The sequence below is a fragment of the Massilia horti genome, assembly GCF_004614195.1.
Lineage (GTDB): Bacteria > Pseudomonadota > Gammaproteobacteria > Burkholderiales > Burkholderiaceae_D > Telluria > Telluria horti.
The window spans coordinates 33083-46430 of record NZ_SPUM01000061.1; the positions used below are offsets into that span (position 1 = coordinate 33083).

The 13348-nt window shown below is 59.8% G+C and carries 14 protein-coding genes, 1 tRNA gene and 1 pseudogene; 8 read left to right on the forward strand and 8 right to left on the reverse strand.

Translation table 11 applies throughout. From position 1 onward, the window contains the following. The first annotated feature begins 49 nt into the window (after positions 1-49). Together E4O92_RS10155 and E4O92_RS10165 are read left to right on the forward strand one after the other, a co-directional pair. Positions 50-949 carry a LysR family transcriptional regulator gene (locus E4O92_RS10155; RefSeq protein ID WP_135189653.1) on the forward strand — a complete coding sequence of 300 codons (900 nt, stop codon included), beginning with the start codon at positions 50-52 and terminating at the stop codon, positions 947-949. Positions 950-1570: 621 nt separating this feature from the next. Further along, positions 1571-3130, forward strand: a complete 1560-nt coding sequence (locus tag E4O92_RS10165; RefSeq protein WP_135189655.1) for a dienelactone hydrolase family protein — start codon at positions 1571-1573, stop codon at positions 3128-3130. 76 nt (positions 3131-3206) lie between these two features. On the opposite strand, the gene E4O92_RS10170 is transcribed toward E4O92_RS10165, so the two are convergent. From E4O92_RS10170 to E4O92_RS10180, 3 genes are all read right to left on the reverse strand, one after another. Further along, positions 3207-4082, reverse strand: a complete 876-nt coding sequence (locus E4O92_RS10170; RefSeq protein ID WP_135189656.1) for an alpha/beta hydrolase — start codon at positions 4080-4082, stop codon at positions 3207-3209. Positions 4083-4204: 122 nt separating this feature from the next. Continuing rightward, positions 4205-5224: an alpha/beta hydrolase family protein gene (locus tag E4O92_RS10175; RefSeq protein WP_135189657.1), complete on the reverse strand. Its 1020-nt coding sequence runs from the start codon at positions 5222-5224 to the stop codon at positions 4205-4207. Positions 5225-5267: 43 nt separating this feature from the next. Then, complete coding sequence (locus tag E4O92_RS10180) at positions 5268-5819, reverse strand: GNAT family N-acetyltransferase (protein ID WP_135189658.1); 552 nt, start codon at positions 5817-5819, stop codon at positions 5268-5270. Positions 5820-5937: 118 nt separating this feature from the next. On the opposite strand from E4O92_RS10180, the gene E4O92_RS10185 reads away from it, so the two are divergent. Then, entirely contained in the window at positions 5938-6360 is a 423-nt protein-coding gene (locus tag E4O92_RS10185) for a MerR family transcriptional regulator (protein WP_229483226.1), read from the forward strand. 102 nt (positions 6361-6462) lie between these two features. Here the strand turns inward: E4O92_RS10185 and E4O92_RS10190 are convergent, their stop codons facing one another. Next, positions 6463-6897: a hypothetical protein gene (locus E4O92_RS10190; RefSeq protein ID WP_135189659.1), complete on the reverse strand. Its 435-nt coding sequence runs from the start codon at positions 6895-6897 to the stop codon at positions 6463-6465. A gap of 199 nt (positions 6898-7096) precedes the next feature. On the opposite strand from E4O92_RS10190, the gene E4O92_RS25465 reads away from it, so the two are divergent. The 5 genes and pseudogenes from E4O92_RS25465 to E4O92_RS25480 form a co-directional block, all read left to right on the forward strand. After that, positions 7097-7582 (forward strand): helix-turn-helix transcriptional regulator, encoded by a 486-nt coding sequence (locus E4O92_RS25465; RefSeq protein WP_135189660.1) that lies wholly within the window; start codon positions 7097-7099, stop codon positions 7580-7582. A 141-nt stretch (positions 7583-7723) separates the two neighbouring features. After that, positions 7724-8023: an SCO4225 family membrane protein gene (locus E4O92_RS25470; RefSeq protein ID WP_370660002.1), complete on the forward strand. Its 300-nt coding sequence runs from the start codon at positions 7724-7726 to the stop codon at positions 8021-8023. Positions 8024-8250: 227 nt separating this feature from the next. Then, positions 8251-8499, forward strand: coding sequence for a YdcF family protein (locus E4O92_RS25475; RefSeq protein ID WP_370660003.1), 249 nt, complete (start codon positions 8251-8253; stop codon positions 8497-8499). Beyond that, on the forward strand, positions 8499-8705 hold the full coding sequence (locus E4O92_RS10205; protein WP_135189662.1) for a hypothetical protein: 207 nt from the start codon (positions 8499-8501) through the stop codon (positions 8703-8705). Before E4O92_RS25475 ends, E4O92_RS10205 begins: the two co-directional genes overlap by 1 nt. A gap of 165 nt (positions 8706-8870) precedes the next feature. Continuing rightward, positions 8871-9155, forward strand: a pseudogene (locus tag E4O92_RS25480) (hypothetical protein); the annotation flags it as partial. A gap of 192 nt (positions 9156-9347) precedes the next feature. Here the strand turns inward: E4O92_RS25480 and E4O92_RS10210 are convergent. The 4 genes from E4O92_RS10210 to E4O92_RS10225 all read right to left on the reverse strand — a co-directional run bounded on the left by E4O92_RS10210 (position 9348) and on the right by E4O92_RS10225 (position 13304). After that, positions 9348-9441 (reverse strand) — tRNA-Ser (locus E4O92_RS10210). A gap of 94 nt (positions 9442-9535) precedes the next feature. Beyond that, on the reverse strand, positions 9536-10783 hold the full coding sequence (locus E4O92_RS10215; RefSeq protein WP_135189663.1) for an aspartate kinase: 1248 nt from the start codon (positions 10781-10783) through the stop codon (positions 9536-9538). Positions 10784-10902: 119 nt separating this feature from the next. Further along, positions 10903-12327, reverse strand: a complete 1425-nt coding sequence (gene tilS, locus E4O92_RS10220) for a tRNA lysidine(34) synthetase TilS (RefSeq protein WP_370660001.1) — start codon at positions 12325-12327, stop codon at positions 10903-10905. Continuing rightward, positions 12324-13304, reverse strand: coding sequence for an acetyl-CoA carboxylase carboxyltransferase subunit alpha (locus E4O92_RS10225; protein ID WP_135189664.1), 981 nt, complete (start codon positions 13302-13304; stop codon positions 12324-12326). The genes tilS and E4O92_RS10225 overlap by 4 nt, the downstream gene beginning before the upstream one ends. Positions 13305-13348 lie beyond the last annotated feature (44 nt).

Below are 13348 nucleotides of genomic sequence, written 5' to 3' on the forward strand. Positions count from 1 at the left end.
ATGTGTCCAATGCATTATTTTCCTTAAAACTATTCGTTTTTCTCATCAAATGAACATCAAGCAGCTGGAGCACCTGCTGGCCGTCGCGCAGACGCGTTCCTTCAGCCGGGCGGCCGAGCGCCTGTTCATCACCCAGTCGGCCTTGAGCCGCAGCATCCAGGGCCTGGAAGAGGAGCTGGGCGCGCCGCTGTTCGACCGGATCGGCAAGCGCAATGAACTGACCCCGCTGGGGAAGGACGTGGTGGCGCGCGCGGGCCGGCTGGTGCGCGATGCGGACGAGCTGCGCCGCAGCGTGGAACTGTTCAAGGCGGGCGAAGGCGGCTCGATGCGCATCGGGATGGGTTCCGGGGCCGCCGCCATGCTGATGACGCCATTGCTATGTCATATGGCGCAGCAGCATCCGAAAGTGCAGGTCAGGATCACGCGCGGGCCGACCGAACTGCAGCTGATGCAACTGCGCGCGCACCAGCTGGACGCGCTGGTGGTCGATGCGCGCAGCATCAATCCGGCCGCGGACCTGCTGGCCGAGCCCATGGGCGAGCTGCGCACCTGCTTCGTGTGTCGCGCCGATCATCCGCTGGCCCGCTTGAAGAGCGTGACGCTGGCGCACGTGCTGGCCTACCCCGTTGCATCCGCGCCCTTGTCCGACGAGATCGCGCGCCTGCTGGTCGAGCTGTACGGCCCAGGGGCCAATCCGGAACAGATGACGACCTTGCAGTGCGAGGACGTGACCAGCCTGATCGGCGCCGTCGAGTGCTCGCAGGCGGTGTTCCTGGGCCTGGCCGCGGCGGCGCGCGAGGGCATCGAGGCCGGAAGGCTGGTCGATCTGCCGGTGTCCCCAAGGGTCGAAGCCAATGCACGCTTTGCGTATGTCACCCTGGCCGGACGCACCGAGGCGCCCGTGATGGCCGTCTTTCGCAAGTTCGCGGCACAGCGGCTGCGTGACTGAGGAAGTCGGTGATACATGGCCTCGGACGCAACTAGAAATTGCAATTCATGCGCCTTCCGACATGTTGAAAGCGAGCATACTATGCCAGGCATCCATTCCGATAACCAACCATACCAAGTGCTATGACTGCAAATAAGCGAACAATGCTGTGCGCCCGCGCTGCCGTCGCGCTTGTCTTCGAGTTTTCGGCACGCCAGGCCGGAGCCGACACGCCCGATACGGTGCCAAAGGAGCCGGCGCCAGCATCATTCCCAGCGGTTGCGGCCGGTTGGGGGCCCGAGCTTGGGCGCCGGTGGAGCAACGTACAGATATTGAGGGGCTGGCGCGGTCCTGCAGGCCGCGGCAGCGCGAGTATAGGCCAGCGCCTTCTACGTCAATTCGGTCGATTCAGCCTTGCACGCACTGCTTGGGCGCTGGGGCCGACTTCAGCCACCAGCTCTCGAAGCCTGGCTTCGGCCGCTGGAGCTCGTTTGGTACTATCATACATTTATCTGCGACAACATTACCTCAAGCGCACGGGAGGTCAGTGAATGACACACATGCAAAGGGCGTCCGTGCCGGTGCTTATATCGCGCTTCTTCGCCCCGTTCCGTTCATCCACTCAACTGCCGCCACGAACCAATGAATAAACTACTGATCGCTTTCCTTTTGTGCGCAGCGACAGCCGCGAGCGCGGCCGACATATTCACTTTTTCCAATCCGCCCGGTCCACATGCAGTGGGCCTGAAGGTGATCCAGCAATACGATCGCACGCGGCTGTATAAGGCCCCGATCGACCTGGTAACCGGAGAGCCTGTCCAAGGGGAGCGCACACGCCCGATCCAAGCCCTCGTCTGGTACCCAGCGACGCCCGAGAGCGGGTCCAAGCCGGTCACTTACCGCGACTACCTGGAGACCGTACCAACTGAAGATGCTTTCACGCTCAGCGCGGCTGAGGTCAAGCGCCTGACCGACAACCGGATCGACGACAATGCAGGTGCGCGACGTGCGGCGCTATTACGCGAGGTATCCCGCGCAATGCACGCGGTGCGCGACGCGCACCCGAAGGCGGGCAGATTCCCAGTCGTCATCTATGCACCCAGCTACTCCGCCTATGCCATCGAAAATGCCGACCTGTGCGAGTACCTCGCCAGCCAGGGCTATATCGTCCTGTCCAGCCCGTCACTGGGGGCGCACACCCGCGCGATGACGATCGACCTGGACGGCGCGGAAACACAGGCCAGCGATATTGCCTACCTGATCGGTTACGCTGCCACGCTGCCCGCGGCCGATACCAGCAAGGTTGGCGTGGTCGGTTTCAGCTGGGGCGGACTTGCCAACGTATTTGCCGCGGCAAAGGACGAGCGTATCCGGGCGCTAGTAAGCCTGGACGGTTCACTACGCGGCTCCCCCGAATTTGTGGATGGCGGCAAGGATGCGGCGAAATATGTGACGCCCGCGCGGGTCGCCGTGCCGCTTCTCTACCTGGGCGCGCGTCCCAGGACCGTCGAAGAGCTCAACAGTAACGTCACGCCCACGCACTTCTCGTTCATGAACGAAATGAAGTATTCGGACGTGTACATCGTTTCGGTGTTACCAATGAAGCATGGCGACTTTTCGTCGTACTCCATTCGAATGTCGCAGGACGGCAGCTTCGGCGACTACACTCGTGAGGAGATCGCCCTGGCGCACAGCTGGGCGGCGCTATACACTCGCCACTTCCTCGACGCCTACCTGAAGGGGGACGCTGCTGGCCTCACTTTTGTAAACAATACCCCAGCGACGAATCGCGCACCGGCACATATGCTCACAACCAGCATACGGCGCAACCAGTCCAATCCGGCGCCGACCTTGGAGAACTTCGTCCGGCTCCTCACGGCCAACGGTTTCGACAGAGCGATTCCGCTCTACAAGCAAATGTCGATGCAGCCAAATGCGCTCAAACTCGGCCCTAACGAAGTGTTTGCGTGGGGATTGCAACTGTACCGGCTCAATCGCCTGGAACAGGCGCGCGAAATTTTCCGCCTCGGCGCCCACTTGCACCCGGACTTGGCCTTCATCGTGAGCGCCTTGGCGGAAACGCAGGCAAAGACCGGGCAGACCCGGGAGGCCTTTGAAAGCTATCGCCGCGTGATCGAACTTGACCCCAGTAATGCTGACGCCATGAAGTACCTGAAGGAGCACGCTTCGTCATCATCCTGATTAGTTCAGCGTCGCTTTTCTAATTGGGAAATTCATCGAACAGAGTGGGCCAAATTCAGCTGCGCCCCTTCGGGCGTCACCGTTTTGGGAGCGCCCATTTCAGGCCGGCCGTGATGATCCGCGGGGCCACCGTCAAATGGTCTTCGCTCTCGAATACGCGGCTGTCCATCGCGAGTCCTGGGTAGTGGCGCGACTTGAGCGTTGACTGGAAGCGCAGCATGCCGCCGACCATGTCGTCATCGCTGGGATGTGTCCGCGTAGGCCGCTCAAGCCCACCGACCCCCAAGTACACGCGCGCCTTCAGGTCGCGGTGGAGCGCCGCGTAAGCTTTTTCGCGTTCGAACATCACGCCCTTTTCGTACCACAGCGAGGGGCTGCCGAGGACGTAGTAATCGAACATACCGGGTTCCTTGAACAGGATGTCCAACCCGAGCAGAGAGCCGTACGAATGGCCGATAAAGATTTTGCGGTGCGCGTCGACCCGGTAGTTTTTTGCGACCAGCGGCAACACTTCGCTTGCCAGAAAGCGGCGGTAGCCATCACCCTCGCCGTATGCGGCAGCGCGGCCCGGAATGTCCGACGTAACGTTTTTTGCGGTGCGCGGAACTGGCGTGTAGTCGCGGTTGCGGCTGAACGTGGGCGTGTCGCCCTTGGCGTACGACAAGCCGACCAGCACGAATTCTTCCAGCCCGGGCGGCTTGTCGCCAACGCGGCGCGCGATGCTGCGGATAAGCGGGAAGGCGTAGGTGGCGTCGGTAACGAAGACAACCGGGTAGCTGCGGCTTGAGGTCGCGTAAGAAGGTGGTAGGCTGACGAATATCTGATACTCGCGGTTCAGCCCCGGCGCTTTCACGTCGCGTACTTCCGTATTTTCAAGGACATACGGTTTCGGTGCCGCCGACGTCGTGGACAAGGCAACGCCTGCAAGAAGGGCCAGGGTAAATCGTTTCATGAGATCCTTTCAAGTTCGCGTGCCACAGCACCCGGCATATCACCCATCCGCATCAGCTAGTGCATTGGATCGTTACCTTTCGTGGCAAATCAGCGCTGGCGACGCTGAATCGAACAGAAGTGCTACCGCGCGGCCCCCTTCAGGGTTCTGTCGAAAAATGCTACTACCTGGACATTCATCTGGTCGTGGAAAGCCTTACGGTCAAAGCCTTTCTGGTCACTGCAGAACAATGGAGGCCCGATCAGCACACATGGGACCAGGAACGAAAAGTGGCCAGCTCCTGGAACCGAATGAAACTCAAGTGTCCGCACTCCCTCGCGCACGAACGCAGTATTCGAGGTATATGGCACATTTTCATCGGCTTCGCCGCTCCACAGTTGCACCGGAACCGTAACCGCGGCCAATCGTTCGGGCGGCAGGGTAAACCCCAACCCGGGCGCGGCAATACTCACGGCTTTGACGCGCGCGTCTGCAGCAAAAGCTTGTTGTTGCGGAGCGTCGCCCAACAGTGGCGATTTGGCCTGCTTGAGCACGTCACACACCAATTCTGGTTTCGATGCACAATGCTTGGCAATCAAATCCAAATTCGGCTGCGCGCCGGCCACGGTGAGAACAGTGAATGCGCCAGCGGACAGCCCGAACGCCCCCACCTGGTCCGGGTTGATGTGATCACGGTTCTTCCATTTGCCGAGCATAAAGTCAACCGTCGAGCGCAATTCCTGATTGCGCTCACTCAGCCAAGAATTCGTCGCAAGTCCACTCTGATCCGCAAAATTGTCGTGCGCATGCATTGGCGCTGCGACGACATAGCCGGAACTTGCCAGCGCTATCGCCAAATCGGCATGGCTCCCTGCACTTCCGCCATTGCCATGTGAGAGAACGATGAGGGGGAGCTTGTCTCCGGCGAACTCCCCATTCGCAGCCACGTTCATCACACGCATTCCAAAGATCGTTGTCGGCCAGGCGCGAGAGTTGGTGGGGTACCAGACAGCGACAACAAGAGGTGCTCCAGTGCGGCCCTTTATCCCCAGCGCCTGGAACGCGACCGGTTTCTCCCCCTTTAACGCGGTCAGCCCGGCGAATACGCACAGCGCCACCGCCGCGGCCACAACGATCGCCCCAATCCATTTAAGCCATTTCATCTACTGTCCTTCACAAAGGTTCCAAACACAGCCGCCACAATTCCTAATTCCGATAGTTCCTTTTCAGCAATCCGTAAAACGCCGTGTCACACACCTCGCCGGCCACAACCCATCGTTCCGGCATGAAACCTTCGCGCTGAAACCCCAAGCGCTCCAGCAGCCGGCAAGACCGCTCGTTCCGGGGATCGGTGTCTGCTTCGATGCGGTTCAGTGACAGCGAACTGAAGGCATACCCGATGACGGCTCGCAAAGCTTCAGTCATGTAGCCATAGCCCTGATAACTTTTCGATAACATGTAGCCGATCTCGCAACGTCGATTTTGGTCGCTAATGGCATACAGCGAGACGTTCCCGATTACCTCACCCGATTCCAACAACTGCACCGCCAACCGCGCCGACACACCCTCGGCGTAATCTCGAAGGTCACGCTCGATCTGCTGGTGTGCCTGGCTCAAGTCGACCCATGGCTCGCTGCTCCAATAACGCATCGCGTCCGGATCGGAATAAAGCGCAAACTGTGCCGAAACATCGTCGGGGGTAAGAAAACGGATACGCAACCTAGAAGTTTCGAAGAATATAGGCGTGAGACCTGACATTTAACATTCCAAAGAAAAGTCTATCGATAATGGCTGGGATGGTTGCCTATTTCCACAGGTCATTTTGATGATAAACCAGAAGTAAGCAGATTGAAGTACACTCCAAAGGCACAACCACTTGAACAAAGAGGTGAATATGCGAATCGGCGCGGTTGCCCAAGCCGCAGGGGTAAGTTGCGATACCCTGCGGTATTATGAAAAGCTAGGCTTGGTTCGTTCAACTCGCGCGGGAAACGGTTACCGACGCTATGCGCCGGAGACCGCCCAACTTGTCAGCTACATCCGAACCGCGCAGAAGCTCGGATTCTCCTTGGCTGAGATCGGCGCGAGCATGCCAAGCGTGTGGCAGGCGGCGGACCCCGACGCTGCGGTTGCTGAACTGCTGGCGCAGAAGGTGAAGATCCTTGACGACCGAATTGAGGAACTGCAAAGTCTGAAGGACGAACTGCTGAAGCGCGTGCGGCAGCAATGTCCATTGTCGCGCGTCACCGTCCCTGAAGAAGTGAATTTTCGAGGGGCGCCGGCCGTTCTCGATGCGTGATCAGCCGGGATGAACTGTTAGTTGTGGAGCAACTCATTGCCCCGCCCTAACAATCATCCTGCAACCATAACAAATCACAGCACCGCTTTCAATCAGTGAGCTTTAGCCGGAGCACGCTAGCTTTAACATTTTTTCTTCGCGATATGTATCAGTAACTGGCAATGCTTGCGCGATACCAAACGCGACTTCAGCGAGGAAGAAACCCCAGATGATTGGGTTGGCCCCATGAGCCAAGGCAAATAGCTGCCAGGTGGCGAAAAGCCCCCGGCCTGCCGCATCATATCGCCCGTACTCCGTCCGAGTGTTGCGTAGACGAAGGATTGCCCAAACCGTGACAATTGAGCCAAGTAGGTTGGCCATCAGCATGTGAGCCGGCGCAAATGCTGGTAATGCTGCAATGCCCAGCAGCTCCGAAAGGATATTCAAGCCGGAGTGAATAGCTGAGAATGTCCATGGTGTGGCGAATCCGGCGGTCACAACCAGGTCATACCAAGCACTAGCGCGAACGACGCGTAAGTAGGAAGAAGTACCGATCATTTATAGCTCCGTGGTCACTCAAAACTAGAAGCGTAAACCTTGGAGTATGCTCAAAGGTCAAGCATAATTTGCCCCAGGAATGGACAGTCCAGCCCGTTCCCCGACCTCGGGATCGAGTTGCGGCACGCGCTGAACGGGCACTCCGACCAAGCGACCTTGATGGCCGTCGTGGTCTGCCGTTGCGGCCGGGTGTTGGGTCGTGATCAAGGACGGCCAGTTTCCGGCACAAGTAAAGCTGTCACAACGCTCATCGGCTTGGCTGCATAGCGAAGTGATCGCTTGGAAAAATGCTCGCACGGCCGAACGGGATTCGCGCGAGCGTTCTGAAGTGGTGGCGGAGCGCGAGCTGCGCTCGCGTAGCGCCCGCCTTGCGGGCGCAAATGGGCGATTCGCCCGCGCCAGCGCGGGCCGCTCCCGCCCTTGCAAGGGCGGGACTTTCGAATCCCACGCGCGAAGTGCGCAGGCACTTCGCTCGCCTCCGCCAGAAAACGAAAAAGCCGACCCGGATGGGTCGGCTTTTTGGTTTTCTGGCGGAGGCGGTGGGATGCGAACACTCAGTTTACAAGCGTCATACAAGGCCACTTTCTGCACGATACCTACAAAGATGCCTACATTTACCGATGGCAATCTTCGTCACCGCTCAGCATCGCGATCCAGACAGAAGAGCCATGGCGACCAAACCTAAGTGCCTCTAACAAAACCAGCTACTTGCCTTCAGAGCAACAAGGGCCGTACACTGAGCTTTGGCGAACTTCCGAGTTCGGCCAAGAGCAGCCGTCCAATTTAAAAGCCCAAATTCATGAAGAGACGTACAGCTCAAATCTTGATGACGATTGCGACGACTTACTTGATAGTCGTGCTACTCGCGGGTGGCTGGGCTCTCTACACCGACCTAACCCTACTGCACTCTCAGCGAGAGCATCTGGCGCCAGATATTTTGCTGCTCATTGTTACCCTTCCATTGTCTTCATCACTCACTTATCTGTACGACGCTCTGCCAGCGTTCTTCTCGGGACCCGTCGCTCAGGTTAGCTGGTTGACATGCTGCGGCCTTGTGCAGACTTACGTCCTTTTTGCGCTGGCACGCATTTTTCAGAAATCAGTGGACGTGCATCGTCCACAATGACCGCTCTGGGTCGAACTCGGAAGTTCGTAATCCGACGCACACACTGAAGCAAGTGAACATCGCCGCCGAGGCCGCTCCTCCTTATGTCACACGACGATTTGCAGAGCATTGCCGAATACATCATGCCGTCATTTCCGCCGTGCGCTTCGGATCTCGGATTTCTTTTTGGGACCCGCCATGGCGTACCGGAGTTTTGCGAGGTGGCGCATGGGCTCTGGCAGAACGGCATGTTCAGCCGCCTGCTAGTATCTGGTGGACGTACAGCGTCCTCGCCGCTGGCAGAGGCGGACATCATCGCTGAGCGACTGGTCGGCCTCGGGATACCTGAAAGCGTTCTCATACTGGAAACTGCAGCAACGAACACAGGCGAGAACGTACGGTTCGGCCGGGCCAGGGTGGCTGAGGTGATGGACCTCGCTGTGCGATTCGGAGTGTCGTCGTCATTGGGAAAATATGCTCGACCCGACGCTACCTGATGACTTTGCAGAGACATTGGCCTGGTCTGAGCTTGTCGGTTTGTCCGGTCAACTATTTCAGTATTCCTGCCGAGCGCTGGCATGAACATGAGGAATTTCGAGCCCGTGTACTTAGCGAATTCGCCAAGATCCCGCGTTACCTGGCCGAAGGCTTCCTAGAAGAGATCAACGGCTGCCCGGCATACCCGCAATTGGCCGCAGGTTGATTCCGTAGCGCAGATGCCTGCTTTGGGGCGACTGCGGTCGGTGATCACCACAGCCGACCGGCAATCACCGGCGGCAGTCGGCTACGCGGTCGAGTCAGACCACTGCGAGGCAGAGAGCATACCGGCCGAAACCCAACTGATCCGGGCTAGCTTGGTTGCAAACACCACATCCTTGTCGATCAGCGTGGTTTGCCGTTGGTAGCCCAGATCTCAGGTGAGCAAGTTCACGACTCCCGGCTGCTCATACCGATCGTCGAGGCATTCCCGCCATTAAAGGGTTGTCGCGCCGAGCGCGCAAACGTCCAGGAAAACTGCACGCCGACCGTGCATGTGCGTCACGAGCGCACCGTGCCTGGTCGGAGCCGGCGAGGCATTGCCGCACGCATCGACGAGGTACGGCGTCGAGTCACGCGAACGGCATGTCAGCGGCCCTGCATTGGCGATCTGTGAGCTTATTTGTAGGCATCGCTCCTCCGAATCTTGTTTCGTACCTACACCGATGCCTCACATGGCATGTGCGACAGGATGTGTTTTTGTTGGCTTGTGTGGGGTTTAAGAAAAGAAAAAACCCCTGAAGATTTTGATTCTACAGGGGTTTTTGTGGGGTATTGCTTGTTGCTGTTGGAACAGCTTGGTAATTCTTGGCGGAGGCGGTGGGATTCGAACCCACGATGCAGGTTTAAGCCCGCATGCTTCCTTAGCAGGGAAGTGCCTTCGGCCGCTCGGCCACGCCTCCTTTCAGCCCCAACAGTTTGCGTCAGAACTGAGAGCACGCATATTAATGGCCACAGTCCTTTTGGTCAAGGCAACACGGCCATTTTTTTAAAAAATTAAGCCTGCTCCAGCTCGAACGCACGATGCAGGGCGCGTACGGCCAGCTCCATGTACTTTTCGTCGATCAGCACCGAGATCTTGATCTCGGAAGTCGAGATCATCATGATGTTGATGCCCTCTTGCGACAGCGTGCGGAACATCTGCGAGGCAACGCCAACGTGGCTGCGCATGCCCACGCCCACCGCCGACACCTTCGACACCTTGGCGTCGCCCGTCACGCGCTGCGCGCCCAGCTCGGTCTTTACGCCTTCCAGGATGCTCACCGCCTTCTGGTAGTCGTTGCGCGGGACGGTGAAGGTGAAATCGGTCTTGCCGTCCACCGAGATGTTCTGGACGATCATGTCCACTTCGATGTTGGCGTCCGCGATTGGCCCCAGGATCTGGAAGGCTACGCCCGGCTTGTCCGGCACGCCCAGGATCGTGATTTTTGCTTCGTCGCGCTGAAAGGCGATGCCGGAGATGACGGCTTGTTCCATGTTGGTTTCTTCCTCAAACGAAATCAGGGTGCCCGAGTTGGCTTCTTCTTCGAGCGGCATCAGGGGATCGGTCAGCGACGACAGCACGCGGGTCGGCACGCGGTAGTTGCCGGCAAACTCGACCGAGCGGGTCTGCAGGACCTTGGAACCAAGCGAGGCCAGTTCCAGCATTTCTTCGAACGTGATCTTGGTCAGGCGGCGCGCCTCTTCCACCACGCGCGGGTCGGTGGTGTAGACGCCGTCGACGTCGGTGTAGATCAGGCATTCGTCGGCCTTCATGGCGGCGGCGATCGCCACCGCCGACGTATCCGAGCCGCCGCGGCCCAGGGTCGAGATGTTGCCTTCGTCGTCAACGCCCTGGAAACCGGTAATGATGACGATCTTGCCGGACTCGAGGTCGCTGCGCACGCGGGTGTCGTCGATCGACTGGATGCGCGCCTTGGTAAATGCCGAGTCGGTCTTGATGCCGACCTGCCAGCCGGTGTAGGAGACGGCATCCTTGCCGCGGGCCAGCAGCGCCATTGCCAGCAGGCCAACCGAGACCTGCTCACCGGTCGAGGCGATCATGTCCAGTTCGCGCGGGTCCGGTTGCGACATGATGTCTTTGGCCAGGCCAATCAGCCGGTTGGTTTCGCCGGCCATTGCGGACGGCACAACGATGATCTGGTGCCCTGCATCGTGCCACTTGGCCACCCGGGCCGCGACGTTCTTGATACGGTCCGTCGAGCCCATCGACGTACCACCGTATTTGTGGACTATTAAAGCCATGACAGTGAGTTTTCTAGCTTGTGAAGGATCAAAAGAGACTCTTACTCTAGCATGCTGCAACGCGCAATCACAAGACTCGGAGGCCAATAACCCTTATACGGAATGAAAATAAGGTAATTCTATTTTTGTACAGTTAACACTGTCCCGGCCTCCCAGCGCAGGCTGATGAATGGCCCCGGGCCTGCGCCAAAACGACGGCAGTCCATGCCCAGGCCGGCGGCAAACAGCAGCTCTTCATGGACGCTCACGATCGGCAGCCGCGTGCGCTCCCAGGCGGGAATGCCGCTGGCCTGGTAATGCGCCTTCAGGCTGCGGGTGGGCCGGTTCTCGGCGAGCTTGAGGCGCTCGCCACCCTTGCGAAAGTCGATCACGAGCGGCTGCGCGCGCAGCCATCCTGCATCGAAGCCCTGCTCCGCCCGGTCGAAGTGCAGCACGCCGCCATATGCCGGAAAGCGCAGCTGGTCTTGTCCAACCCAGCGGAAAGCCTCGCCATGCTTTTCGATGACGCCCTCGTCGTCCGGGTCGCGCATGCCTGCCAACTGCGCAAGCTTGGGCGTGATGAACAGCCGGCCGCGATGGCGCCGGATGTGGCAGTCGGGATGGGTGACGAGCAGTTGCGCGTCCTCGCGCGCCTCGAGCAGCTGGGCCACCATCTCGGTCAGCCAGGCGGTCGAGGGCATGCTGATGCCGCGCGTGCCGAACCAGTGGCGCAGCATGTTGTAGATGCGGTCCATGCTCAAGGCGCGCAGACGATTGACGTCGACCGCTTCGCCATCCAGGCACGCGCTCAGGTCCTGCTCGGCCAGTTCGGCGAGCATGCGCTGGGCGGATTGGGCGTGCGCCGCACTGCGCGCGAAGCGCTGGGCAAAACCCGGGAATGCCTGCTCCAGCGTCGGCATCACCTGGTGCCGCAGTGCGTTGCGGGCGTAACGCGGGTCGGCATTCGATTCATCATTCACCCAGGCGATCGCATGTTCGCCCGCATATGCCTCCAGTTCCGCGCGCGACAAGGACAGCAGCGGGCGGCCAACGACGATATCCGGGCTGCCCAGCAGTTTGGGAGCGGTGTTGGCCCCGTCCATGCCGGACAGTCCAGCGGCGCCGGAGCCGCGCAGCAGTTGCAGCAGCACGGTTTCGGCCTGGTCGTCCAGATGGTGCGCAGTGAGCAGCAGGCCAACGCCGTGGGCAAGGCACATTTCGCCCAGCGCCGCGTAGCGCAGCTTGCGGGCCGCCGCTTCAACGCCGGACTTCGATTTTGCGACCGTGACGCGGCGATGGTCGAACGCCACGCCAAGCTGCGCGCAGCTGTGCTCACAGTGCGCCAGCCAGGTATCCGCGTTGGGACTTAGGCCGTGATGAACATGGAACGCGAACAGCACCATGCCCTGCTCGCGCGCATACGTGTGCGCCAGCTGCAGCAGCACGGAAGAATCCAGGCCGCCGCTTAAGGCCATGGCAATCGCTTGGGGGGAGGTGTCCGCGCGCAGCGCATCGAGCGAGCGCGCAAAGGTTGCCGGAACCTGTCCGGCGCTGTTACGTGTCACTCTTCGTTGCTTGGAGTCGTTTCCTTGAACTTACCGTAGCTCATCAGCTTCTGGTGACGGGCTTCGAGCAGGTCCTTGGTCTTCACGCCCTGGAACTGGCGCAGGGTGTCGGCCAGCGCGCGCTTGAGCAGCACTGCCATCTGCTTGGGATCGCGGTGGGCGCCGCCCAGCGGCTCGCTGACGATTTTGTCGATCAGGCCCATGGCCTTGAGGCGGTGTGCGGTCAGGCCCAGTGCGTCGGCGGCGTCGGCCGCGCGCTCCGAAGTCTTCCACAGGATCGATGCGCAGCCTTCCGGCGAGATCACCGAATAGGTCGCGTACTGCAGCATCAGCACCGCGTCGCCAACGGCAATCGCGAGCGCGCCGCCGGAGCCGCCTTCGCCGATGATGGTGGCGATCAGCGGCACCTTCAGTTCGGCCATCACGTACAGGTTGTGGCCGATCGCTTCCGACTGGCCGCGCTCTTCGGCGTCGATGCCGGGGAAGGCGCCCGGGGTGTCGACGAAGGTGAAGATCGGCAGGTTGAATTTTTCGGCCAGCTTCATCAGGCGCATCGCCTTGCGGTAGCCTTCCGGCTTGGGCATGCCGAAGTTGCGCAGCGCGCGCTCCTTGGTGTCGCGCCCTTTCTGGTGGCCGATGACCATGCAAGCCTGGCCGTTAAAGCGCGCCAGGCCGCCAATGATCGACTGGTCGTCGGCAAAGCTGCGGTCGCCGTGCAGTTCGTGGAAATCGGTGAAGATCGCGTTCACGTAGTCCATGGTGTACGGACGCTGCGGGTGGCGCGCGATCTGCGACACCTGCCAAGGGGTCAGCTTGGCGTAGATGTCCTTGGTCAGCTGCTGGCTCTTCTTGGCCAGTCTGTCGATCTCTTCGGAGATGTCGACGGCCGAGTCGTCCTGGACGAACCGCAGCTCTTCGATCTTGGTATCGAGCTCGGCAATCGGCTGTTCAAAACTGAGGAAAGTTGTTTTGGTCATTGTACCTCCGGGATTGTTTCTTGGCCGCAGCATTGCCTCGCTTG